Source organism: Devosia sp. ZB163, from assembly GCF_028613635.1.
Lineage (GTDB): Bacteria > Pseudomonadota > Alphaproteobacteria > Rhizobiales > Devosiaceae > Devosia_A.
Genome location: NZ_JAQRMY010000001.1, coordinates 202,904 through 224,315, shown reverse-complemented (window position 1 = coordinate 224,315; position 21,412 = coordinate 202,904). Strand labels below are relative to the sequence as shown.

25 protein-coding genes are annotated in these 21,412 nt (G+C 66.9%); 14 read left to right on the top strand and 11 right to left on the bottom strand.

Going from position 1 to position 21,412, the window contains the following annotated elements; genetic code table 11:
• Positions 1 to 295 precede the first annotated feature (295 nt).
• Positions 296 to 745 carry a YidH family protein gene (locus tag PRN20_RS01115; RefSeq protein ID WP_273955099.1) on the top strand — a complete coding sequence of 150 codons (450 nt, stop codon included), beginning with the start codon at positions 296 to 298 and terminating at the stop codon, positions 743 to 745.
• A gap of 32 nt (positions 746 to 777) precedes the next feature.
• On the opposite strand, the gene PRN20_RS01110 is transcribed toward PRN20_RS01115, so the two are convergent.
• Positions 778 to 999: a hypothetical protein gene (locus PRN20_RS01110; RefSeq protein ID WP_273955096.1), complete on the bottom strand. Its 222-nt coding sequence runs from the start codon at positions 997 to 999 to the stop codon at positions 778 to 780.
• Between the two features lie 97 nt (positions 1,000 to 1,096).
• Here PRN20_RS01110 and PRN20_RS01105 point away from each other — a divergent pair, with 97 nt between their 5' ends.
• Both PRN20_RS01105 and PRN20_RS01100 read left to right on the top strand, forming a co-directional pair.
• Entirely contained in the window at positions 1,097 to 1,471 is a 375-nt protein-coding gene (locus PRN20_RS01105; RefSeq protein WP_273955094.1) for a DUF1622 domain-containing protein, read from the top strand.
• Complete coding sequence (locus PRN20_RS01100; protein WP_273955093.1) at positions 1,468 to 2,034, top strand: HdeD family acid-resistance protein; 567 nt, start codon at positions 1,468 to 1,470, stop codon at positions 2,032 to 2,034. The genes PRN20_RS01105 and PRN20_RS01100 overlap by 4 nt, the downstream gene beginning before the upstream one ends.
• Here PRN20_RS01100 and PRN20_RS01095 read toward each other — a convergent pair.
• From PRN20_RS01095 to PRN20_RS01085, 3 genes are all read right to left on the bottom strand, one after another.
• Entirely contained in the window at positions 2,031 to 3,038 is a 1,008-nt protein-coding gene (locus PRN20_RS01095) for an ABC transporter permease (RefSeq protein ID WP_273955091.1), read from the bottom strand. The two genes, PRN20_RS01100 and PRN20_RS01095, sit on opposite strands and share 4 nt — an antisense overlap.
• A gap of 70 nt (positions 3,039 to 3,108) precedes the next feature.
• Entirely contained in the window at positions 3,109 to 4,662 is a 1,554-nt protein-coding gene (locus tag PRN20_RS01090; protein ID WP_273955089.1) for a sugar ABC transporter ATP-binding protein, read from the bottom strand.
• 97 nt (positions 4,663 to 4,759) lie between these two features.
• Complete coding sequence (locus PRN20_RS01085) at positions 4,760 to 5,716, bottom strand: sugar-binding protein (protein ID WP_273955087.1); 957 nt, start codon at positions 5,714 to 5,716, stop codon at positions 4,760 to 4,762.
• Positions 5,717 to 6,180: 464 nt separating this feature from the next.
• Here PRN20_RS01085 and PRN20_RS01080 point away from each other — a divergent pair, with 464 nt between their 5' ends.
• Positions 6,181 to 6,531: a RidA family protein gene (locus PRN20_RS01080; RefSeq protein WP_273955085.1), complete on the top strand. Its 351-nt coding sequence runs from the start codon at positions 6,181 to 6,183 to the stop codon at positions 6,529 to 6,531.
• Between the two features lie 137 nt (positions 6,532 to 6,668).
• On the opposite strand, the gene PRN20_RS01075 is transcribed toward PRN20_RS01080, so the two are convergent.
• Entirely contained in the window at positions 6,669 to 6,953 is a 285-nt protein-coding gene (locus PRN20_RS01075) for a DUF2934 domain-containing protein (RefSeq protein WP_273955084.1), read from the bottom strand.
• 170 nt (positions 6,954 to 7,123) lie between these two features.
• Here PRN20_RS01075 and PRN20_RS01070 point away from each other — a divergent pair, with 170 nt between their 5' ends.
• Together PRN20_RS01070 and PRN20_RS01065 are read left to right on the top strand one after the other, a co-directional pair.
• Positions 7,124 to 8,491, top strand: coding sequence for an FAD-containing oxidoreductase (locus PRN20_RS01070; RefSeq protein WP_273955083.1), 1,368 nt, complete (start codon positions 7,124 to 7,126; stop codon positions 8,489 to 8,491).
• Between the two features lie 102 nt (positions 8,492 to 8,593).
• Positions 8,594 to 8,923, top strand: a complete 330-nt coding sequence (locus tag PRN20_RS01065) for a hypothetical protein (RefSeq protein ID WP_273955082.1) — start codon at positions 8,594 to 8,596, stop codon at positions 8,921 to 8,923.
• A gap of 4 nt (positions 8,924 to 8,927) precedes the next feature.
• Here the strand turns inward: PRN20_RS01065 and PRN20_RS01060 are convergent, their stop codons facing one another.
• From PRN20_RS01060 to PRN20_RS01050, 3 genes are read right to left on the bottom strand one after another with little or no spacing between them, the layout of a single operon-like run.
• Entirely contained in the window at positions 8,928 to 9,545 is a 618-nt protein-coding gene (locus tag PRN20_RS01060; RefSeq protein ID WP_273955081.1) for a hypothetical protein, read from the bottom strand.
• Between the two features lie 5 nt (positions 9,546 to 9,550).
• Positions 9,551 to 10,177, bottom strand: coding sequence for a hypothetical protein (locus PRN20_RS01055; RefSeq protein ID WP_273955080.1), 627 nt, complete (start codon positions 10,175 to 10,177; stop codon positions 9,551 to 9,553).
• Positions 10,164 to 10,949, bottom strand: a complete 786-nt coding sequence (locus PRN20_RS01050; protein ID WP_273955077.1) for a biopolymer transporter ExbB — start codon at positions 10,947 to 10,949, stop codon at positions 10,164 to 10,166. The genes PRN20_RS01055 and PRN20_RS01050 overlap by 14 nt, the downstream gene beginning before the upstream one ends.
• Positions 10,950 to 11,132: 183 nt before the next feature.
• Between PRN20_RS01050 and PRN20_RS01045 the strand changes: the two genes are divergently transcribed.
• The 8 genes from PRN20_RS01045 to PRN20_RS01010 all read left to right on the top strand — a co-directional run bounded on the left by PRN20_RS01045 (position 11,133) and on the right by PRN20_RS01010 (position 18,670).
• Positions 11,133 to 12,374 (top strand): DUF3422 family protein, encoded by a 1,242-nt coding sequence (locus tag PRN20_RS01045; RefSeq protein WP_273955075.1) that lies wholly within the window; start codon positions 11,133 to 11,135, stop codon positions 12,372 to 12,374.
• A gap of 143 nt (positions 12,375 to 12,517) precedes the next feature.
• Positions 12,518 to 12,922, top strand: a complete 405-nt coding sequence (locus PRN20_RS01040; protein ID WP_273955074.1) for a c-type cytochrome — start codon at positions 12,518 to 12,520, stop codon at positions 12,920 to 12,922.
• Positions 12,923 to 13,095: 173 nt separating this feature from the next.
• Positions 13,096 to 14,148 carry a LysR family transcriptional regulator gene (locus tag PRN20_RS01035; protein WP_273955072.1) on the top strand — a complete coding sequence of 351 codons (1,053 nt, stop codon included), beginning with the start codon at positions 13,096 to 13,098 and terminating at the stop codon, positions 14,146 to 14,148.
• Between the two features lie 83 nt (positions 14,149 to 14,231).
• Positions 14,232 to 15,968, top strand: coding sequence for a pyrroloquinoline quinone-dependent dehydrogenase (locus PRN20_RS01030; protein ID WP_273955070.1), 1,737 nt, complete (start codon positions 14,232 to 14,234; stop codon positions 15,966 to 15,968).
• Between the two features lie 78 nt (positions 15,969 to 16,046).
• Positions 16,047 to 16,640 carry a c-type cytochrome gene (locus tag PRN20_RS01025; RefSeq protein WP_273955069.1) on the top strand — a complete coding sequence of 198 codons (594 nt, stop codon included), beginning with the start codon at positions 16,047 to 16,049 and terminating at the stop codon, positions 16,638 to 16,640.
• A 5-nt stretch (positions 16,641 to 16,645) separates the two neighbouring features.
• Positions 16,646 to 17,404, top strand: a complete 759-nt coding sequence (locus tag PRN20_RS01020; protein WP_273955067.1) for a hypothetical protein — start codon at positions 16,646 to 16,648, stop codon at positions 17,402 to 17,404.
• A 7-nt stretch (positions 17,405 to 17,411) separates the two neighbouring features.
• Positions 17,412 to 18,170 (top strand): pentapeptide repeat-containing protein, encoded by a 759-nt coding sequence (locus PRN20_RS01015; protein WP_273955066.1) that lies wholly within the window; start codon positions 17,412 to 17,414, stop codon positions 18,168 to 18,170.
• A complete protein-coding gene (locus tag PRN20_RS01010; protein ID WP_273955065.1) occupies positions 18,167 to 18,670 on the top strand; it encodes a thermonuclease family protein in 504 nt (167 codons plus the stop codon). The genes PRN20_RS01015 and PRN20_RS01010 overlap by 4 nt, the downstream gene beginning before the upstream one ends.
• A gap of 534 nt (positions 18,671 to 19,204) precedes the next feature.
• Here the strand turns inward: PRN20_RS01010 and PRN20_RS01005 are convergent.
• Genes PRN20_RS01005 through PRN20_RS00995 form a run of 3 tightly spaced genes read right to left on the bottom strand, consistent with a single transcriptional unit; the run spans position 19,205 to position 21,389 of the window.
• Positions 19,205 to 19,978 carry an ABC transporter ATP-binding protein gene (locus PRN20_RS01005; RefSeq protein ID WP_273955064.1) on the bottom strand — a complete coding sequence of 258 codons (774 nt, stop codon included), beginning with the start codon at positions 19,976 to 19,978 and terminating at the stop codon, positions 19,205 to 19,207.
• Complete coding sequence (locus PRN20_RS01000) at positions 19,975 to 20,706, bottom strand: ABC transporter ATP-binding protein (RefSeq protein ID WP_273955063.1); 732 nt, start codon at positions 20,704 to 20,706, stop codon at positions 19,975 to 19,977. Before PRN20_RS01000 ends, PRN20_RS01005 begins: the two co-directional genes overlap by 4 nt.
• Complete coding sequence (locus PRN20_RS00995) at positions 20,703 to 21,389, bottom strand: ABC transporter permease (protein WP_273955062.1); 687 nt, start codon at positions 21,387 to 21,389, stop codon at positions 20,703 to 20,705. Before PRN20_RS00995 ends, PRN20_RS01000 begins: the two co-directional genes overlap by 4 nt.
• Positions 21,390 to 21,412 lie beyond the last annotated feature (23 nt).

Sequence of the window (21,412 nt, the reverse complement as noted above, 5' to 3'; positions counted from 1 at the left end):
GGAGTCGCCGAACGACAAGCGCCCCCCGCGTGGGCGCTGCGACTTCCTTAACCCGCGGCCCGGATTGCCTCCATTGCGCGACGAGTTTTCGCCAGTTTGCTCCTTTCACGGAAACCACGGCGCAAAGCGCACCATGCTTTAAGTCCCCGAGCAGTCTCCTCGCTGGTGCCGCAACGCGCGCGCCATGACTGAGTCACCAGAGCATCGATAACCGGGCTCGGGCCGCCCACTGAGGATGGCCCATGGCCGCGGAGAACCAGACTTCCTCGCGTCTGATCGTATCGAGGGGGGCGTGATGCCCGATCCCTTCATGATCGACGACGACCGGGGGACGGACCTGGCAGCCCGACGGACCGGGCTGGCGTTCCAGCGCACCCGCCTCGCGGCGGACCGCAACATGATGGCCGTGACCCGCACGTCGCTGTCACTGATCAGCTTCGGGTTCACGATCTACAAGGTGATCGAGGGTATCCAGGGCACGGGGCAGCTTCGCGACCATGCGGCGCGGAATTTCGGCGTCACTCTGATCCTCATCGGGATCGTGACGCTCATCGCCGGCATCATCTACCAGCTCAGATACATGGCCCAGCTCAGGGGGCAACGTGCCGCGCTCGAACGTGAGGGAAGCATCCACGCCGAGAGCCCCTTCCCGTTCTCCTTCAACCTGGTCCTCGCCGTTCTGCTGCTGCTGGTCGGCATATTCGCCGTCCTCAGCATCCTGTTCCGGCTCGGCCCGTTCATCTGAGGAGGGCGGCGATGCTGGCCGACGCGACCGGACTACCCGCGCGGAAAGCGCGACAGGGCGTCGAGCGCCCGGGCGATCGAGGCGTAGGGCCTCGAACAGGTGGTGTGATAGTCGCCGGTGAGACCATCGAAGCCGTGCGGATCCTGGTCGAACGTCAGGCGTGTCGCGGCCTGGCCCTGTTCGATCGGCTGCTTGCAGGCCCGGCACCAGCGGCCATTGCCCCCATTCCACTCGCCATTGGTCTCGCGAAGCACTGCACTCACTCCATACGCATTTACTACTCGCTAACCAACTTTCGCATGGATGTGTGGCGGGACCAAGTCCGCCTCCTCCTCGCCGAGGAGGGCAGGAATGCTTGAGGAGTGGCTTACCCGTGCCACCGAGTTCTTTGTCCCGCTGTTCAACCTGATGGCGCTGGCGGTCGTCGCCTACGGCACGATCGATGCGTTCATCCGCTCCGTCGGCCTGATCTTCAGGCCGGTCGACCAGCACCGGGCGCGCCTGGTCTGGCTGCAGTTCTCGCGCTGGCTCGTCGCCGGTCTCACCATCCAGCTTGCCGCCGACATCATCGAGACGGCGCTGGCACCGAACTGGGAGGATATCGGCAAGCTGGCGGCGATCGCGGGGATCCGGACCTTCCTCAACTTCTTCCTCGAACGCGACCAGACGGAGCTGCGCGAACTCGATGAGAAGCGCATGCGCGAACGCAAGCCGGAGGCAGGATGATGCGCTCATTTCCGATCACGACGGACAAGATTCGCCAGAGCAGGATGGCCTATACGATCGCCGGAGTGATCCTCGCGATACTGGGCCTGGGAGCCATCTTCGCGCCGGCCATGACCGGCCAGGCCATCGAACGGATCGTGGGCTGGCTGCTGCTGCTCGGTGGCCTGACGGCCGGGGTGATGACCTGGTTCTCCGGCCGGGAGGGCTGGAAGGCCTGGCTCGGTTTCGGCGGTGCGCTGGCGGCGGCCGCGGCGGGGGCATTGCTGCTCTGGGCGCCCGTAGGCGGCGGGGACATGCTGACTTCAGTGCTCGTCGGGTTCTTTGCCGCATCGGGACTGGCCAAGGTGGCCATAGCGGTGGCGCAGCGGACGAGCATACCCGTGATCTGGCCCTGGCTGCTGGCCTCGGGCATCCTCGACATCGTCCTCGCGGTGGCCGTGCTGACGCGCTTTCCCTTCAACGCCGGCTGGTTCCTCGGCCTGATGCTGGGCGTGAGCATGCTGTGCAGCGGCGTGCTGATCCTGTGGATCGCCTATAGCGGCGGCTCGCGGCACGCGGCCTAGGAGACTTCCCGCTCGGGACTGGCGGTTGCCGTCGGAGTGCCGCGCGCCGCCTCGACGATCCTGCGGCGGGCGCGGATGGCGCCCCATTGCTGGTCGACGATGACGCCGATGAGGATGACGCCGCCCATCACCGCGAAGTTGAGCGAAGAGGGGATGCCGAGGAGGTTCACAAGGTTCTGCAACTCCTGCAGCAGGATCGTGCCGAGGATGACGCCGACGATCGAGCCCTCGCCGCCGCGCAGCGAGAAGCCGCCGAGCACCGCCGCGGCGATGGCGTAGAGCTCGTAGAAATTGCCCTGCGAGCTCGGCTGGACCGAGCGCGTGTACATGGCAAAAAAGATCGCGGCGAGCGCGGTGAGGCCGGCACAGATGACATAGGCGGAGGTGACGACGAGGTCGGTGCGGATGCCCGAGAACCGCGCGGCCTCCTCGTTCTTGCCGATGGCGAAGAGATAGCGGCCGAAGACCGAGCGGTGCAGCGTGAACCAGGCGATCACGGCGACGACGGCCAGCACGTAGACCGAGACGGGGATGCCGAAATAGCGGGCAACGAAGAAATCGAGGCCGGGATAGACGGAGCCGAAGGGGAAGCCGGCGGTGGCGTCGGCGGTGTAGCCGCGCGCGATGCCGCGATAGATGAGCAGGCCGCACAGCGTCACCACGAACGGCTGCATCTTCAGCTTGGTGATGAGCAGGCCGTGGGCGAGGCCGAGCGCGAGGCCGAGGACTATCACCACGGCCATGGCGATGGGCCAGGGGACGCCCTTGTTGCCGACCATGTCGACGAACAGCACACCCAGAAGCGCGATCATCGAGCCGACGCTGAGCTCGATGCCGCCGGTGATGATGACGAAGCCCTGCCCGATGGCGAACAGGCCGAAGAGGCCAATCAGGTTGGCCGTGTTGGCGAGGTTGTTGGGCGAGAGGAACAGCGGGTTCTTCAGGTAGACACCCAGTCCGACGACGAGGATGAGAACCAGCAGCCCCAGGTCTTTCTTGTTCATTGCCTTCCCCGTCACTTTCCTGTCGCGTTTCCGAACCCGAAAACCGCAGCCATTTTTTCCTCGAAACGCTCTAGCCTGCCCTTGCCAGAGGTGCGCCGATGGCAAGGGTCAGGATGTTCTCCTCGGTGCATTGGGCGCGCTCGAGTATGCCGGTGATGCGACCCTCGTGCATGACGGCGACGCGGTCGGAGACGCCTATGACTTCCTCCATGTCGGACGAGATCATCAGCACGGCGACGCCGGCTTCGGCGAGGCCGCGCATCAGCCGGTAGATCTCGGCCTTGGCGCCGACGTCGATGCCGCGCGTGGGTTCGTCGAAGATCAGGACGCGGGGCTTCATGGCCAGCCATTTGGCGAGCACGACCTTCTGCTGGTTACCGCCCGAAAGGCTGGCGGTGCGCGTCGTCACCGACGGCGCCTTGATGGCGAGCTCGCCGCGGCTCGCCTCGGCGCGCACCAGTTCGCGCGTCTCGGAGACGAGGCCGCCGGGGGCATAGGCCGGCAGGTCGGGCAGGGTGATGTTCTGGGCGAGCGTCATGTCGAGCAGGATGCCCGCGCCCTTCCTGTCCTCGGGAACGAGGAAGATGCCGCGTTCGACGGCGTCTGAAGCGCCGCGCAGGGTCAGCGGCTTGCCGTCGAGCCGGATGGCGCCGCCATAGGCCCGATCGACCCCGAACAGCACGCGGGCGAGCTCGGTGCGGCCGGCGCCGACCAGCCCCGCAAGGCCGAGGATTTCGCCGGCATGAAGCTCGAGATCGACATCGTGGGTGGGCCAGGTCGCGGTGCGGAGGCCATGTGCGGCGAGTACCGGCGCGCCTCGGGCGGCGTGGGGCGGGGCATAGGCGACCTTGAGGTCGCGGCCGATCATCAGCTTGACGAGCTTGTCGTGGGTGACCTCGGCGCGATCGAGCCGCGCGACGAGGACGCCGTCGCGGAGGACGATGACGCGGTCGCAGGCGCGCTCGACCTCGGCGAGGCGGTGCGAGATGAAGATGACGGCGATGCCCTCGGCCTTGAGCCCGGCGATCACCTCGAGAAGCTTGTCGGTCTCGGCGATGGGCAGCGATGAGGTCGGCTCGTCGAGGATGACGAGGCGGGCATTGACCGACAGGGCCCTGGCGATCTCGACCATCTGCTGCTGGGCGAGCGACAGCCGCGCTACCGGCGTATCGGGGGCGAAATGGGCGCCGAGCCGGCGGAGATAGGGGGCGACGTCGGCCCGCATCTTCTTCTCGTCGACGAGGTTGAGGATGCCGCCGGTGCGCGGCTCGCGGCCGATATAGACATTGGCGGCGACGTCGAGATTGTCGAAGAGGTTGAGCTCCTGGTGGACGAAGGCGATGCCGGCGCGCATCGAGCCGCCGACGGTCAGCCCGTCATAGCGCACGCCGTCGATCTCGACCGTGCCGGAATCGGGCTTGGTGACGCCGCCCAGGATCTTCATGAGGGTGGACTTGCCGGCGCCGTTCTCGCCGACGATGCCGATGACCTCGCCGGGCGACACGGTCATGTCGAGGCCGGCGAGGGCCACCACGCCGGGATAGGTCTTGCGTACGCCGGTGAGCCGCAGGAACGGCTTGCCGGCCATCTCCGGTTCCCCCACCGGGCTGCCGCCATCAGGCATCGAACTTCCCTACTCGTTCCCTGCCGCAGCGGGGAGGCTATCATCGGGTAAACCCCGGGAGAAGAAGGGCGGGCCCCGCCGGAGCCCGCCAAAGAGATCAGCCGCCGCTGATCTTGGCCTTGAGATCGGCTTCGAAGGCGTCGACGTTCTCCTTGTTGATCACCTTGGTCGGCACGATGATCAGCTTGTTCTCGGGAATGCCGGACTTGTCGCCCTCGAGATACTTGGCCATCAGCAACATGCCCTGGTAGCCCCATTCGAAGGGCTGCTGGACGATGGTGGAGACGAACGAGCCTTCCTTGACGGCGCCCAGCGTCACCGGATCCTCGTCGAAGGCGACGACGGTGATCTGGCCGAGCTTTCCGGCGGCCTGCAGGGCCTCGTAGATCTTGGGCGAGTTGTACGAATAGAACCCGACCATGCAGTTGACCTCGGGGTTGGCGACGAGCACGTCGTCGACATTGGTCCGGGCCTTGGTGAAGTCGACGTCGTCGCCGCGCACGTCGAGCAGCTCGATGCCCTTGCCCTCGATGGCCTGCTTGAAGCCGTTGATGCGCTCGACGGCGTTGTCGGCGCCGAGGAAGCCGACGAAGCCCATGCACTTGCCTTCCTTGCCGGCCATGGCCTTGACCATTTCCTCGCCGGCCTGGATGCCGGCTTCGGTGTTGGACGAGCCCAGATAGGCGATGCGGTTGGAGGCGGGGGCGTCGCTGTCGGTGGTGAAGAGCGGCACCTGGGCGGCGATGCGGTTGAAGGCGTCGATCGAGTTCTTGGGATCGGCCGACGAGATCATGATCGCGTCGGTGCCGGCGGCGACGAGGTCGTCCATCAGCGCGTTCTGCAGGGCCGCGGTGCCCTGGGCGGGATACTTGAACTCGAGTTCGTAGTTGGGCAGTTCGCCCTGCGCCTTCTTCACGCCGGCCTCGGCGAGTTTCCAGAAATCGGAGGCGGCATTGACGACGAAGGCGAGCTTGGGCTTGTCCTGGGCATAGGCAACAGTCGACAGGACCAACCCGGCGGCCAGCACGGCCGCCAGACTGACTAGAGACTTCATGTTGTTCCTCCCTGGCCGCCGCAGCGGCGGCGTAGCGTCATTAGGTACGTACCTCAGGAGCTCTCCCAAGCTCCCTTTCCCTCCTCTGGAGCGGCACGCATCAGCATCCTTTCTGCAAAACGAAACCTAGTCAATAGTTGGTCAATCGTAATCACATCGGGTTTCCGGAGGGTGTTTCTCTGTTGTCAGACAAACACGTAAAAGATGACTTGTGCGAAATAGTACACACGGGGTTCGAGATACCGAAGTGCAGGTGAGCGTCATACACGGGAGCGGCGTCCATGGCGCCCGTCGGCGTCAGCAGATGCTCGCGATAACGCGTCAGGCATGCTCCGGCCGTCCTGACGAGCGTCCTGGCGAGCCCTGCCGCCGGTGCGCGCCGGGAGCGCTGCGCAAAATTGACCGCTTCCGCCGGGAGGGCGCAGCGGCTAAGAGGCTCGCGCAGTACTCTTCAGGAGCATCAGATGAGCATCACCCGTCACCAGCCCGGCAAGCGCATGAGCATGTCCGTGGTCCATGGCAACACCGTCTATCTCGCCGGCCAGGTTGCGACCGACTACAACGGCACGATCGAGAAGCAGACGTCCGAAGTGCTGGAGACGATCGACAAGCTCCTCGCCGAAGCCGGCTCGCACAAGTCGAAGGTCCTCTACTGCCAGGTCGTGCTCAACAACATCTCGGATTTCGCCGCGATGAACACGGTCTACGACGCCTGGATCGACCCGGCCAACCCGCCGGCCCGCGCCTGCATCGAGGCGCGCCTCGCGCATCCCTCGCTCAAGGTCGAGATCATCGCCGTCGCGGCCAAGGACTGAGGGGGTTTGGGGGTGCTGGGTCCCTCGGTGGCCCGCTGAACCACCCCCTCCCTCATTCCTCCCCCCTCATTCCCTCCCCCTCGCGGGGGAGGGAGGCGGTGACCGTCGCCAGTATTGCTGGCGATGCGTCGCCGGGACTATTTCGCCTTGCTGGCCGCGACCGCGGCGCGGGGCCTGGTTGCGGCTTTCTTCGTCGGCTTGTCCGCGGCAGCCTTGGCCTTCACCGGCTTGGCCCCGGAGCCGTTGGCTCTCGGCTCGGCCGGGGTCCTGCCCCTCGCAGCCTCGGCATGGGCCTCGTGCCAGTAGTGCTCGTGCTTGCCGTCGGGACGGCCGTCGGCCTCCCACATGAAATAGGCGCGGTGGCGAATGGCGTCTTCGCTGACCGTGCTGGCGGGGTCGGCTGACTTCGATTTGGCGGGCATGTCGTGTGGCTCCCTCGATCGCCGGTGCGCGCCGGGATGGCGCACCACCCGGGACGGACACTAGCAGCACATTGGGTCGCCGCGAAGCACACCGGCTGCAGGCGAGCCATGACGCAGCGGCGCTGCCCGGCTATGGTCCCGGGGCGCGCCGATCCCCATGAGGAGCACCCATGAGCCAGTCATTCGATGCCATCATCATCGGCGGAGGGCAGGCGGGCCCGTTCCTCGCGGCGCGGCTCGCCGGGGCGGGCTGGCGGACCGCGCTGATCGAGCGGCGCTTCATGGGCGGCACCTGCGTCAACGATGGCTGCCAGCCGACCAAGGCGCTGGTAGCGAGCGCCCGGGTGGCGTGGCTGGCGCGGCGGGCTGCCGATTTCGGCGTCGTCACGGGGCCGGTGAGCGTCGACATGAAGGCGGTGCGGACGCGCAAGGAAGGCGTGGTGCTGGCGTCGCGCAACGGGCTCGACAGCTGGATGGAGAGCACCGAGAACCTCACCGTCATCCGCGGCTCGGCGGCGTTCGTCTCGCCCAACGCGGTGGAGGTCAACGGGCAGGTGCTCGAGGGCCGGCAGATCTTCCTCAATACCGGGGCGCGGGCGTCGGCGCCCGACTGGGCGCGGGGCGTGCCCTATCTCGACAACACCTCGATCCTCGAACTCGATACGCTGCCGAAGCACCTCGTCATCGTGGGCGGCTCCTATGTCGGGCTCGAGTTTGCCCAGATGTACCGGCGCTTCGGCGCCCAGGTGACTGTGCTGGCGCGGGGCGGAAGGGTGGCGTCGCGCGAGGATGACGACATCTCCGATGCGATCCGCGATATCCTCGCCGGCGAGGGCATCCGCATCATCACGGATGCCGAGTGCTTCGCGGCCGAACGGCGCGGCGAGGGCGTGGTGGTGAAGTACGGCAAGGACCATGCCGGCGAGGTCGAGGGCAGCCACCTTCTGCTGGCGGTGGGGCGGGTGCCCAATGTCGAGGATCTTCAGCTCGACAAGGCCGGCGTCGCGCTCGATGCGGCGGGCTACATCGCGGTCGACGACAGGCTGAGGACCAGCCAGCCCCACATCTTCGCGCTGGGCGACGTCAACGGGCGCGGGGCCTTCACCCATACTTCGTACAACGACTTCGAGATCGTCTCGCAGAACCTGCTCGACGGCGCCAGCCGCAAGGTCTCGGACCGCATCCCGGCCTATGGGCTCTATATCGATCCGCCGCTCGGCCGGGCCGGGATGAGCGAGCGGGAGGTGCGGGCGAGGGGCCTGCCGGCGCTGGTTGCGACGCGGCCGATGACGCGGGTGAGCCGGGCCAACGAGCGCGGCGAGACGCTGGGGTTCATGAAGGTGTTCGCCGACGCGGTGACGCGCCAGATCCTCGGCGTGGCGCTCCTCGGCATCGAAGGGGACGAGGTGATGCAGTCGCTGCTCGAGGCGATGGCGGCGGGCGTCAGCGTCGATACGATCATCGGCACCATGCATGTCCACCCCACGGTGAGCGAACTGGTGCCGGCGCTGCTCGCCGACCTCAAGCCGCTGCCCTAGTCCGTCGCAGGATTTCTGCGCTTCGGCCACGGGTTAGCCATGCCGCCATCAAATTGCCGGGTGCAAATTGACACTACGACGGCGCGAATCAATGGTGGCGGCATGGGAGAAGTTCTGAGCGACACGGTGATTTCCTTCCGCCTCAAGCGGGCGGAGGAATTCGCGCGGCAATGGCGGATCAACGCCAGGCGCCTGCAGTCGCTCGCCTCCAGCCCGCAGACCCCCGAAGTGATGCGCTCCAATGCCCTCGGCGAAGCCCGCACGGCCGCCGAGATCGTCGGCCGGCGCGGTGACGAGATGGCGGCGATGGCGAAGGACCGCGGCTTCAACACCTGGGAATCCGACCCGCTGGTCGCGCCGGTGGTGGTCGAGATCCGCGCGGTCGAGAACGCGCTGACTTTCGCCGCGGAGGCGTTGAGCAAGCGGGCGTAGCGTTCTACTGCCCGACCTGGATGACGGCCTTGTTGGGCAGTTCCACCGGAGGCATCTCGGAGAAGGTGAGCGCGCCGGGGTCGCCGACGGTTTCGATGCCCTCGCCGCTGGGGCCGCCCTCGCGGCGGCCGGCGCCTTCGGCGTGGACCACGACCTCGCCTTTTTCGGTGGGGTTGATGTCCTTGGTCGGCGCCTCGCTGCCGGTCGCGGCGAACTGACCGAGTACCTTGCCGCCGCCTTCGATCTGCTGCTGGGCCGTCGCCACCTCGCTCGCCGTCTCGACCTCGTAGGGCACTTCGTAGGCACGCGGCGGGGAGATGACGACCTGCTTGTCGTCCACCTGCTCGACCCACAGGTAGATGCGGCCGGCGAGGCCGCGCAGCTTGTCGGGCTCGACGATGCGGGTGTGGAGAAGGCTGAAACGGGCCGGGAGTTGGTCGGTGGTGGCCCAGCCGACGACGTTGGTCATGGCGAAGTAGAGCACCACGACGGAGCCGAGCGTCACGACGATGGCGGCGGCCTTCACCCACCACTTCCACAGCGAGAAAAGGTTGAGGCTGACCAGCAGCAGCGCGAGCAGCAGGAAGAGGGCGACCGCGGCGGAGATGACGAGCGTGGTCATGCCGGTCAGCCCTTGCGGACGGCCTGGATCAGCGACACCGGCACGGTGTTGATGTCGCTGACGGCGCCCGACGCGTCGACATTGAAGCGGACCACGGTCTTCTCGTCGCCCTTATGATCGAGGACGAGCGTGTCGTAGTAGACGACCGAGACCTTGGGGTTGATCTTTTCGATCTTCACGGTCACCGGCACCGCGGCGGCAGTGGGGTTGGTGAAGTGGTAGATGTTGACGATGTACTCGCCCGGCACGAGGCCGCGCACCGTCACCGTCTCCTGGTTCAAGGCGACATGGTGGGTGACGCCATTGACCGTCACTTCGTCGAGATAGTTGCCGCGGTCGTCGCGGTCGAGCGTGACGAAGCCCTTCTGCATGGCGTGGTACCAGACGACGTTGCCGGTCGGGTCCTGCACATAGGTGTCGATGTCGTCGTCGTTGTCGTCCGGCCAGGTCGTGGTGATGATGAACTCGGCATTGGTGTCGATCATGCCCGACTTGGCGTCGGGCCGGATCAACGCGAAGGCGACGAACACCATCATGGTGAAGCCGAGCAGCACGTTGAACAGGATGTCGGTGAACGGTACGAACGTGCCGTCGTCGCCCTCCGAGCCGGAAAAGAGGCTAGGCCCGTCCATTCTGCGCCTTCTCCAGCGCCGGCACGACGTGGATCTCGCTTACCTCGGCAATGGAGGAGAAGAGCTCGCCGATCGCGCCATCGAGCTGGAAATACTGGAACTTGAGGACGAGCGCGGTGGCGATGCCGGCGACGGTGACGTTGAGCGCCACGGCCATGCCGCCGGTCATGCCCGAGAGCGCGGTGCGGAGCGTTTCGGCATCGAACGAGGTGAGCCCGGCGATCGGGATCAGCATCAGGATGAAGCCGATGGCGGTGCCGAGCAGGGCAAGGCGGAGCAGGCCCTCGGAAACGAACAGCCCGAGCTTTTCGCGGCCGCGCAGCTTGTCGGCGACATTGCGCAGCAGCAGCGTCTGGTCGAGCCGGCCGGGGCCGCCCAGTTCGGACTTGCGGACGAGGCTCGCGACGTGCCGGGCGAGGACGCCGGGCTCGAGCACGGTGCCGGCGCCGGTCAGGACGCGTTCGCCGAGAAGGCGGAAGCCGGCGGCGGACTCGGCCTCGATGGCCGCCCGGGCCTTCCGCGCCGCCACCAGCTCGCGGCTGATGTCGATCGACTGGAACAGGCAGTGGAGGCTCGTGATGGCAAAGATCGCGAGGATCAGCAGCGAGATGCGCGTGTGGTCGGACTCGAGGACGGTGTGCAGGAAACCGAGCTGCCACAAGACGGCGAGGCCGAGGAGCACCAGCACGGTGACGATCAGCCAGCGCAGCACCGGGCCATAGTCGCGGATTTCGGCGGGCGATCCGATGACCCTTGCCTTCACGTCGTCCACGCCGCTCCCCTCCTGTCGCGCGTCGATACTGGCGCCACCGCTAGCATGGGGGCCCGATCGCAACTGCCTATGCATGGCATTGGAAATGCCAAACCCGATGGGCCCAAACGCGACAATGTGACGATTGCGGGGGCGAGCGAGTGCGCGCACGCTCCAGGCGAAGCAGGCGGAAGGACGCGGCAAGTGACTTGGCAGGAACATCAGTACCGGCAGATCATCGAGGCGGAGACGCATGCGCGCCCCGTGCTGCCCATGTCGCCGCCAATCCGAATCCGGCGGCTGGGCTTCATGAGTGCCGACGGCGGTGCCGACCTCAGGGCGCTGCACGAGCAGATGGGCCGAATCGCCGGTGCCGACCCGCAGGGCCCGGCCTGGGCCCGGCAGCTCGACTTCGAGCGCGACGGGCGGCAGGTCACCTGGGAGCTGCACAACGAGTTCGCGACCATCACCTGGACGGGGTCTCCCGACGACTGGGATGCGCGCCCGGCCGGTATCGGGCTCGAGTTCCACGACAAGCTGCTGCTGGTGCTCGCCACCCGCATCGACGTGATTGCGACGGAGGCGATCGGGAAGAAGGCGCTGGCCGGCTTCAGCCCGCTCAGCCTCTGCTACTCCTCGATCTTCGACGGCGGCGCCGAGGCGGCGACCGACTTTCATCTCGACGAGGAGGGGTTCACCCGCTTCGAGGTCGCGGCGGCGCGCAGTGGCGAGCTGAGGATCGGAGTGATCGCCCGGCGGCTGCTCGAGATCGAGACCTATCGCATCATGGCGCTGATGGGCCTGCCGCTGGCGCGCGAGACGAACGGGCGGGTCTCGGACTACGAGCGCCAGCTCGCCGGCATCATGCAGAAGGTGGGTGGCGGGGACAGCGTCGAGGCCCACGCTGCCTCGCTCGAGGCGCTGCACCGGCTCTCGGCCGAGATCGGCCGGACGGTCGAGGAGACGAGCTTCCGATTCGCCGCGACGCAGGCCTATGGCGAGGTGCTGGCGGAGCGGCTGACGCGGCTCAGGGAAAAGGCGATCGGCGAGTTCACCACCATCGAGCGCTTCATCAACAACCGGGTGCAGCCGGCGCTTGCCACCTGCAAGGCGATGGAGAAGCGGCTGCTGGCGCTGACCGACAAGGTGCAGAGGGCCATCGAGCTGCTCGACGCGCGCATCACGCTGTCGATCCAGACGCAGAACCGGGCGGTGCTCGACGGCATCTCGCGGACGGCGCAGAGCCAGTACCGGCTGCAGCTGACGGTCGAGGGGCTCTCGATCATCGCCATCTCGTATTATGCCCTGGGAATCCTGGGCTATGTGTTCGAGGGCCTGCACGAAGTGGTGCCGTTCACCAAGGGGGAAATGCTGGCGGTGTCGGCGCCGGTGGTGATACTGCTCGTGTTCCTCGGCATCCGCCGCATCCGCAAGGGCCCGCACTGATAACCAGTATTGGGAAATCCGGGCGCGAGCCGTGGCATTAGGCAGCCGGGGAGGTGCGTCCTGCCCGCGCGCGTACGCGCGGGAACCCGGCGCACCCGTTTTGCATTGCATCGCCAGCCGGTGCGTTGTTTGGAGATGAGTTCATGAGAATCCTGGCCCTCGGTCTGGTCATGTCGGCGCTGCTCGCCGCCCCCGCCTTCGCGCAGGGCGATGCTGCTGCCGGCGCTGCGGTGTTCAAGAAGTGCCAGTCCTGCCATGCGGTGGGCGAGGGCGCCAAGAACAAGGTCGGCCCCGAGCTGAACGACCTGTTCGGCCGCGTCGCCGGCTCGGTCCCCGATTTCAAGTATTCCCAGGCCATGATCGATGCCGGCGCCGGCGGGCTCACCTGGACGCCCGAGACGCTGCACGAGTTCCTGACCAAGCCGAAGGACTTCGTGAAGGGCACCAAGATGAGCTTCCCGGGCCTCAAGGACCCGGCTGACGTCGACAATCTCGTGGCCTATCTCGAGACCTTCTCGACGGCGCCTGCCGAGGCCCCGGCGCAGTAAGCGCGCCTCGCAGTTTCGCTCTGTGAAACGGCCCCCTTCATGCGGAGGGGGCCGTTTGCTTTGGCCTACGACTTTGGGCGTATCCTGCCGACCATGTGATCGGTGCGACCTTCTATTGGCTTATCGAATGTGCCGCATTGTGCTGACATGGGCGCCGGATTACAGGGCCTCGCATGGATATCACCCTCAAGCAGATGCAGATTTTCCGCGCCGTCGTGATCGCGGGGTCGATCACCAAGGCGTCGCGGCGCGTCGGACTCAGCCAGCCTTCGATCAGCCAGCAACTGGCCAAACTCGAGGAGCGGCTGGGCACGCAGCTCATCAACCGCAACCGCACCGGCACGGTCAGTCTCACGCCCTCGGGCGAGTACTGGTTCAAGTTCTCCGACGAGGTGCTCAGGAAGTTCGACCAGGCCATCGACGAGCACGAGAAGCGCTATGTCGACAGCCGGGTGTTCCTGAGGATCGGGTTGTCGCCGACGCTGCGCGGGCGGTTCCTGTCGGCGGCGGCGCGCATCGCCAGCGAGGAGCCGGGGTTCGCCAAGTTCGAGGTGAGCTATTCGACCACCAGCAGCGACCTGGTCGAGCAGTTGCGGCTGCACCAGCTCAACTGCGTGATCGTCAATGACGAGGCGCTGGCCGAAGATCGTTCGAGCTTCGCCACGGCGCTGCTGTTCCGCGATCCGATGGTGTTCCTCGTTCCCAGCGACGCGCCCGAGGGCATGCTGGAGAAGGCCCTGACCAAGGGCGCCAAGCCCGCCCAGCTCCATCCGGCCTTCGCGCGCCATGTCGAGATCAGCTCGAACGTGCCGATGCGCCCGGTGTCGGATGCCTGGTACCGCGCCAACCTGCCGTTCTCGACGCCGGCGTTCTCGGCCATGACCTATGTCGCGGCCGCCGACATCGTGGCCGAAGGCCTCGCCACGACGCATGTGCCGCTGTCGCTGCTGCCCAGCCTCGCCGGCTCCGTGCGCAGCAAGATCCGGGTCTATGCGCTCGCGGCGATGGACCGCTCGATCGTCCTCGCCATGCCCAAACACCTCATGACGCTGCCGGGCTATGCCAACATCTTCCGGCGCCTCACGGACTTCTGCCGCAACGAGTACAGCCAGAACGTACCCGCCGGCACGGTGCTGGAACTGCCGCATCCGGACAGGCCCCGGACGGACAAGGAGCACGCCCCCGTGCTGGCCCTTGCCGGCGACCTGCAGCAGAATTTCCAATAGATGAAATAGGCAAACTTCCCCTCGCATCGGTCTTATGTGGCGCAGCGCCAACCCAAGAACCGACTGAAAGAGGGGGGAAACCAATGCGCCTCAAACACCTGATGTCCGCCATGCTGGCGGGCAGCATGCTGGTCCTGCCGGGCCTCGCCATGGCCCAGGACGTGACCGCAGAGCGACTTGCTGCCGCAGGCAGCGAAAGCGAAGCCAACAACTGGCTCATGGTTCATCGCGACTACAGCGCGAGCCGCCATTCGCCGCTCAACGACATCAATGCGGCCAATGTCGCGGGGCTCAAGCTCGCCTTCGCGATTCCGCTCGGCGGCACGGAGCCGGCCGGCTTCGGCATCGGCTCGATGGAAGCGACCCCGCTCGCCAAGGACGGGTTCCTCTACATTTCCGATCCGTGGGGCACGCCCTACAAGATCGACGTGACCGACGGCAAGACCGGCAAGCTCGCCTGGATCGGCGACACCGGCATCGACAAGGACCCGAGCCGCGGGATCCTCCTCGCCTCGCGCGGTCTCGCGCTGGTCGACAACCTCGTCATCACCGTGCTCAACGACGGCCGCGTCATGGCCTTCGACGACGAGACCGGTGACGTGGTGTGGGACCAGCAGGTCGGCACCGAGCCGGGCGAAGGCTTCACCAATGCTCCGCTCGTGGTCAAGGACATGGTCCTCGTCGGCCAGTCCTACGGCGACTGGGCGACCCGCGGCTGGGTTGCGGCGCTCGACGTCAAGACCGGCGAAGAGCGCTGGCGCTTCAACACCATTCCCGAGCCCGGCCAGCCCGGTTCGGAAACGTGGAAGTGCGAAGAAGCCGGCAATCCGGACTGCTGGAAGACCGGCGGCGGCGCGACCTGGGTGACGGGTTCCTACGACCCGGCGACCAACACCACCTACTGGGGCACGGGTAACCCGGTGCCGATGTTCGACCCCGAATACCGTCCGGGCGACAACCTCTACACCAACTCCTCGGTGGCGCTCGACGCCGACACGGGCGAGCTGAAGTGGCACTTCCAGTACACTCCCGGCGACTACATGGACTATGACGAAGTTGGCGCCCAGCTGCTCGTCGATACCAAGGTCGACGGCGAGGATCGCAAGGTGCTGGCCCACTTCGGCCGCAACGGCATCTTCTACACCCTGGACCGCACCAACGGCTCGTTCATCGCTGCCAACCCCTATGTGAAGCAGCTGAACTGGACCAAGGGCATCGACCCCAAGACCGGCAAGCCGGTCGAGTATGATGCGTCCAAGTCGCTGCAGGAATATGCGGCCGGTGCCCTCCGCCGCGGCGGCGCGACGGTCGATACCTGCCCGAACATCCAGGGCGGCATGAACTTCTGGCCGCCGGCGTTCGACCCCACCACTTCGGTTGCCTTCGGCGCCGGCATCGAGGGTTGCTCGACGCTGACCAACAAGGAAGAGACCGCGACCGAGGGCACTTCGTTCTCGGGTGGCTCGCAGGCCGGCTCGGGCGCCCAGACGGGTTCGCTGTTCGCCTTCGACGTGTCGACCGGCAAGCAGATCGCCCAGGTCGACCGTCCCTATCCGAACTATGCCGGCGTGATGTCCACCCCGGACCTGGTCTGGACGGGCGAACTCGACGGCACGTTCGGCGCCTATGACGCCAAGACGCTCGAGCAGAAGTGGTCGATCAACCTGGGTGGTTCGTTCACCGCCCCGCCGATCGCCTTCAAGGTCGGCGACAAGGAATTCATCGCCATCGCCTCGGGCGGCAGCGCGCTGATCACCTTCGGCTACCCCGAGCTCGCCAACCGCCCCGCGGCCAACGTGCTCTACGTGTTCGCGCTCTAAGCACGGCGCGGCCAATAACGAGTATTGCGCCGGGCGGCCTTGGCCGCCCGGCAGCTTTGCCAGAAACAGGATCGCATGATGTCCATTCGCAAACCCCTCGCGCTGCTGCTCGTTGCCGGCGCAATCGCTGCGACCTCGGTCGCCATCGCCGCCAACGCTCCCGCCGGCGGCGGGGCAGCAGGGGAAGCCGGCCTGCCCGCCAATGCCGATCTCACCAGGATCGAGGGCGTGGCCGAGCTCGAAGGCGCCGACATCGTGCGCGGCAAGCGCATGTACGGCCAGCAGGGCGGCAACTGCATTTCGTGCCACGGCTGGGACGGCAACGGCCTCGGCAAGAACCCGCGCTCGGAAGGCAACGCCGCGCTGCTGCGCGAGTCCGGCCTCGACGCTGCGGGCTTCATCGAGATCATCGGCTGCGGCATCCCGGGATCGCCCATGCCCTACCACGACAGCCAGGCCTACAAGGACGATCGCTGCTACGGCATGACCAAGGCCGACTTCGAGGCCGGTGGCGAGCCGCACAAGGGCAAGGCGATCAAGAAGAACGACATCGTCAACCTCGTGGCCTACATCATGACCTCGATCCAGGCCAAGCCGGCGGCGACCTACGAGGATTGCGTGGCCTGGTTCGAAGGCACCGCCGACAAGAACTGCGCCGGCATGAAGCCGTAAGGCCGATGCGCCGGACCGGGGCAGCTGCAGTCTGGCTTGTCGCGACGGCGCTGATGGCGCCGCCAGCGGCATTGGCGCAGGCGCAGCTCGACCTGACCTATGTCCCGGCCTTCACGATCTGGGACGTCAAGTTCGGCGAGCCGATCTCCCAGATCCCGGAAAGCGCGACCGCCCTGATTGCCTGCGGCACCAATGGCGGTCCGCCATCGACGCCGCTGAGGGATTTCTCCGAGTTCGCCACCTGCCCGGCAGAGCCCTCGGGCCTCCACGAGGTGTTCTTCACCTATGACGACGAGCAGGACTACATCGCGCGCGCGATGGAGGAGGAATACCGCTTCGTGCAGGGCGGCTCGTCGATCTACGCCCATCCGGTGGTGTTCACCGTCCTTGTCGACGACGCGGGCCTCGCGCGGGGCATAAGGATCGTGACCGACGAGCGGGCAAGCGAGCGCGACCGGCGGGTCGCCATGCGGCTCGCCGACAACCTCAAGGGCCGGTACCGCGACTGGTCGCCCGACTGCGCCGACGTTCCGGCAACCGACGGGCAGCTCCCGGTAGGCCAGATCTTCATCCACGAAATCTGCACCGGTTCGAGCCCCTCGGCCGACGCCACGATGCGGATCGAGGCGACCTACTTCCGCAAGAAGGGGCAGACCTCGATCAACCTCGAGACGCAGAAGGTGCAGCGCAACTATTTCCAGAGCGCCACCCGGCTCGAGGTCGTGCAGAAACCCTATCAACCCGACACGACGCCGGTGCGGTGACATGCCGATGAGAACACTGTTCGCGCTCGCGTTCGCGGTCCTGTCGCTGCCGGCGCTGGCCGGTCCGGTCGAGGACCTCATCAGCGGCGCGCGGACCGAGTGCCGCGGTTGCGACCTCTCCAATCAGAGTTTCAAGAAGGCCAGCCTCGACGGCGTGGACCTCAGCGGGGCCAACCTCAGTGGCGCGAGCTTCCATCGCGCCAGTCTCAAGGGGGCCAATCTCGCCGGTGTCGTCGCCAGGGACGCCAATTTCAACCTCGCCGACCTCGGTGGGGCGGTGATGGAGGGCGGCGATTTCAGCGGCGCGATGTTCTACGAAGCACAGCTCTCGGCCATCAAGGCGACCGAGGCCGACTTCAGCAGGACGCGCATGCAGCACGCGCGCCTGACCGGGGCCGATCTCGGTGGCGCCAATCTCGACTGGGCCATCATGAAGGACGTGCGGCTCAACAACGCCAACCTGACCGCAGCCTCGATGGAGCGCACCAACCTCGCGAAGGCCAGCATCGGGCGCACGAAGTTCGACGGCACCACCATCGTCAGTGCCGGCTTCGTCGAAGTCAGCGGCGCCGGGGCGAGCTTTGCGGGCGCGACGATCTCGCTTACCGACTTCTGGGGGGCCAAGCTCGACAAGGCGAGCTTCGCCGGAGCACAGGCCAACGACAACCGCTTCACGCGGGCGCGGGTCGACCTCGGCCAGTTCGCGCCGGGGGCGCTGACGCGCAACATCATGCCCGACGGACGGGTGCAGGGGACGGAACAGTGAACAGGACGATCGCGATTGCGGCAGCAGCGCTGAGCCTTGCCCTCGCCGGCAGCGCCGTGGCGAAGGAGGTGGTGAGCGGGGCGGCCAAGGTGGTCGATGCCGACATCATCATGGTCGAAAAGCAGCGCGTGATCCTGTGGGCCGTCGATGCGCCCGAGCGCACGCAGGAGTGCTACATCGGCGAGCTCAAGTGGGATTGCTATGGCGCCGCACGGCAGGCGCTCGGCGAACTCATCGCCTCGGGCGAGGCCAGCTGCACGCTGGAAGAGGGCAAGCCCGACCAGTTCAACCGCCGCCATGGCGTCTGCACCTCGGCGGGCAAGGATATCGGCGCCGAACTCGTGCGGCTGGGCGTGGCGCGGGCCTATGTCGAGCAGGGCGAGGACTACCTCACCGAGGAAGGCGAGGCCAAGGCGGCGCAGATCGGCGTGTTCCAGCCCGGCGCCAAGATCGATGACCCCTGGGCCTGGCGGAAGCGCGACCCGCGGAACTACCGGTAGGATTCAGTCAGCCGGTCGATCGCCTCCCTCCCCCTTGAGGGAGGGATCGAGGGAGGGGGTGGTCCGGGTGATCCCCGATGGACCCCCACCCCCACCCCCTCCCCTCAGGGGGGAGGGGAGCGAGAGTTCGGTGTCAGTTCCCAATCGCATGGGTGGGTGTCGTGGGCCCGCTGGCCAGGTCCGCCTTCCCTCCGTCGTGTTCGGCCAGTTCTCGGCTCCAGCGCCTCCCTCCCCCTTGAGGGAGGGATTGAGGGAGGGGGTGGTGCGGTGGATCACCGATGGACCCCCACCCCCAGCCCCTCCCCTCAGGGGGGAGGGGAGCGAGAGTTCGGTGTCAGTTCCCAATCGCATGGGTTGGGTGTCGTGGGCCCGCTGGTCAGGTCCGCCTTCCCTCCGTCGTGTTCGGCAAGTTCACGGCTCCAGCGCCTCCCCCCCCCTTGAGGGGAGGGATCGAGGGAGGGGGTGGTTTGGGGATCACCGATGGACCCCCACCCCCAGCCCCTCCCCTCAGGGAGGAGGGGAGCTACCGCACCTTCATGCCTGAACCTGAGCCGATGAACCCGCTTCAGTCTCGCCGGGCTTCACCCCGGTGAGCGCGATGTAAGCGTCGTTCAGATTGCTGGCGCCCGACGCGGCGATGATCTCGGCCGGGGTGCCGGTCATGACGATGCGGCCGGCGATAATCAGCGCGATGCGGTCGGCGTGCTCGACTTCCTCGACGAGGTGGGTGGCCCACAGGATCGAGACGTTGTGGATATCGCGGACGGTGCGGATGTGTTCGCCGAGCAGCTTGCGCGTCGTGGGATCGAGCCCGACCGAGGGTTCGTCCATCAGCAGCAGGTCGGGCAGGTTGAGCAGGGCGCGGACGATCTCGATGCGGCGCTGGTTGCCGCCCGAGAGGGTGCGTACCGGCTTGTCGATCAGGTCGGTGACCTCGAAGATCTCGGCCGCGCGCTCGATGCGTTCGGCCAGCAGCTTGCCCGAAAGGCCGAACAGGTTGCCGTGGAACCTGAGGTTGGCGCGCACGCTCATGTCGAGATCGAGCGAGCGCGACTGGAAGACGACGCCGAGGCGGCGCAGGATCTCGGAGGACTTGTCGCGGTAGGACAGGCCGAACAGGCGGGCTTCCCCACCATCGGGAGCGAACAGGCCGGAGGCAATCTGGAACAGGGTCGACTTGCCGGCGCCGTTGGGGCCGAGCAGGCCAACGATCTCGCCGGGGGCGATGGTGAGCGAAATGCCCTTCAGCGCTTCGTGCCTGCCATACGACTTGCGCAGGTCGGTGAGCGCGAGGACGGGGATGGTCATGCGGCGACCCCGGTGGCGGCAGCGGCGATCTGATTGGCGATGTGCTCGCGCTCGACCCGCGAGCGATGGCCGGGAGAGGTTTCGAAGCGATAGTCGGCGACGACCCTGACCGGCCGCCCGGCGAGGACGACGGCGCGATCGGCGAGGGCCGCCGCATCCTCGGGGAGATGGGTCACCAGCAGCGCCGTGGGCTGGCTGGTGTCGATGAGGGTCAGCAGCACCTGCTCCATCTCGGCGACGAGCGTGCGGTCGAGCGAGACGAAGGGCTCGTCGAGAAGCAGCAGGCGCGGGTTGACCGAGAAGGCGCGGGCGAGCGCGACGCGGCGCTGCATGCCGCCCGAAAGCTCGTGCGGATAATAGTGCTCGAAGCCGGCAAGCCCGACGCGCATCAGGAGCGCCGCGGCTTCCGCCTCGGTCGTCTCGGGCCGGACGGCGCGGATATTGTCCGAGGCGGTGAGCCAGGGCAGGAGCCGGGCGTCCTGGAAGACGAAGCCGGCGGGGGGCGCGCTGGCGGCGGGCACGTCATCGACGAGCACGGTGCCGGCAAAGGTCTGGTCGATGCCGCCGACCATGCGGAGCAGAGTGGATTTGCCCACCCCGCTGGGCCCGACCAGCGCGACGACGGAGGAGGGCTCGACCGTCAGGCGGAAGCCATCAAAGAGCGGGGCCGCCGCCGGGTCGAACTGCTTGCCGTCGACTTCGATCTGTAGACGCGGTCCGGTGCTCATGCCGTCCTCCCCTGGCGCCAGCGCAGGATGCGCCGCTCAAGCGGGCGCAGCGCGAGGTACTCGAAGACGAAGACCACGAGGATGAAAGCCGTGGTGTAGGCCAGGATCCCCTTGATGTCGAAGAACTGGAAGAACACCGAGATGCGGAAGCCGACGCCGCCATCGGAGCCCAGCACCTCGAAGACGAGGACGATCTTCCAGATGAGGCTCAGCCCGGTACGCGCCGCAGCCAGCACGAACGGCATCAGCTGGGGCAGGAAAACGAGGCGCAGCCGGCGCGCGAACGGCATGCGGAAGGCACGCCCGAGTTCGTCATAGGCCGGATCGAAGCTGCGCACGCCCTCGCGGATGGTGGCGATGACCAGCGGCAGCTTGTTGAGCACCACGGCGAGGATGAGGGCGAACTCGGTGAGCCCCAGCCAGATGTAGAGGACGATCGCGACGACGATGGCGGGAACGTTGAGCCCGACCACGATCCAGGTCGAGAACAGCCGGTCGGCGGTGCGGGAACGGCCCAGCGCGATGCCGATGGCCGTGCCGAGCGTCATCGCGACGAGGAAGGCGATGGTGGCGCGATAGAGCGTCTTGCCGAGGTCGGGGATCAGCTTGCCGTTGACGGCAAGGTTGACCAGGTTGATCCCCACCTCGATCGGGGTGGGGAACAGCCGCGACGGAAACAGCATGGCCAGCACCTGCCAGGCCACAA

What these genes read in the sequence shown, in the direction of transcription:
- PRN20_RS01115 (WP_273955099.1), top strand. Translation starts at nt 296, where the DNA reads ATGCCCGATCCCTTCATGATCGACGACGACCGGGGGACGGACCTGGCA.
- PRN20_RS01105 (WP_273955094.1), top strand. Translation starts at nt 1,097, where the DNA reads ATGCTTGAGGAGTGGCTTACCCGTGCCACCGAGTTCTTTGTCCCGCTG.
- PRN20_RS01100 (WP_273955093.1), top strand. Translation starts at nt 1,468, where the DNA reads ATGATGCGCTCATTTCCGATCACGACGGACAAGATTCGCCAGAGCAGG.
- PRN20_RS01095 (WP_273955091.1), bottom strand. Translation starts at nt 3,038, where the DNA reads ATGAACAAGAAAGACCTGGGGCTGCTGGTTCTCATCCTCGTCGTCGGA.
- PRN20_RS01090 (WP_273955089.1), bottom strand. Translation starts at nt 4,662, where the DNA reads ATGCCTGATGGCGGCAGCCCGGTGGGGGAACCGGAGATGGCCGGCAAG.
- PRN20_RS01085 (WP_273955087.1), bottom strand. Translation starts at nt 5,716, where the DNA reads ATGAAGTCTCTAGTCAGTCTGGCGGCCGTGCTGGCCGCCGGGTTGGTC.
- PRN20_RS01080 (WP_273955085.1), top strand. Translation starts at nt 6,181, where the DNA reads ATGAGCATCACCCGTCACCAGCCCGGCAAGCGCATGAGCATGTCCGTG.
- PRN20_RS01075 (WP_273955084.1), bottom strand. Translation starts at nt 6,953, where the DNA reads ATGCCCGCCAAATCGAAGTCAGCCGACCCCGCCAGCACGGTCAGCGAA.
- PRN20_RS01070 (WP_273955083.1), top strand. Translation starts at nt 7,124, where the DNA reads ATGAGCCAGTCATTCGATGCCATCATCATCGGCGGAGGGCAGGCGGGC.
- PRN20_RS01065 (WP_273955082.1), top strand. Translation starts at nt 8,594, where the DNA reads ATGGGAGAAGTTCTGAGCGACACGGTGATTTCCTTCCGCCTCAAGCGG.
- PRN20_RS01060 (WP_273955081.1), bottom strand. Translation starts at nt 9,545, where the DNA reads ATGACCACGCTCGTCATCTCCGCCGCGGTCGCCCTCTTCCTGCTGCTC.
- PRN20_RS01055 (WP_273955080.1), bottom strand. Translation starts at nt 10,177, where the DNA reads ATGGACGGGCCTAGCCTCTTTTCCGGCTCGGAGGGCGACGACGGCACG.
- PRN20_RS01040 (WP_273955074.1), top strand. Translation starts at nt 12,518, where the DNA reads ATGAGAATCCTGGCCCTCGGTCTGGTCATGTCGGCGCTGCTCGCCGCC.
- PRN20_RS01035 (WP_273955072.1), top strand. Translation starts at nt 13,096, where the DNA reads ATGGATATCACCCTCAAGCAGATGCAGATTTTCCGCGCCGTCGTGATC.
- PRN20_RS01030 (WP_273955070.1), top strand. Translation starts at nt 14,232, where the DNA reads ATGCGCCTCAAACACCTGATGTCCGCCATGCTGGCGGGCAGCATGCTG.
- PRN20_RS01025 (WP_273955069.1), top strand. Translation starts at nt 16,047, where the DNA reads ATGTCCATTCGCAAACCCCTCGCGCTGCTGCTCGTTGCCGGCGCAATC.
- PRN20_RS01020 (WP_273955067.1), top strand. Translation starts at nt 16,646, where the DNA reads ATGCGCCGGACCGGGGCAGCTGCAGTCTGGCTTGTCGCGACGGCGCTG.
- PRN20_RS01015 (WP_273955066.1), top strand. Translation starts at nt 17,412, where the DNA reads ATGAGAACACTGTTCGCGCTCGCGTTCGCGGTCCTGTCGCTGCCGGCG.
- PRN20_RS01005 (WP_273955064.1), bottom strand. Translation starts at nt 19,978, where the DNA reads ATGACCATCCCCGTCCTCGCGCTCACCGACCTGCGCAAGTCGTATGGC.
- PRN20_RS01000 (WP_273955063.1), bottom strand. Translation starts at nt 20,706, where the DNA reads ATGAGCACCGGACCGCGTCTACAGATCGAAGTCGACGGCAAGCAGTTC.
- PRN20_RS00995 (WP_273955062.1), bottom strand. Translation starts at nt 21,389, where the DNA reads ATGCTGTTTCCGTCGCGGCTGTTCCCCACCCCGATCGAGGTGGGGATC.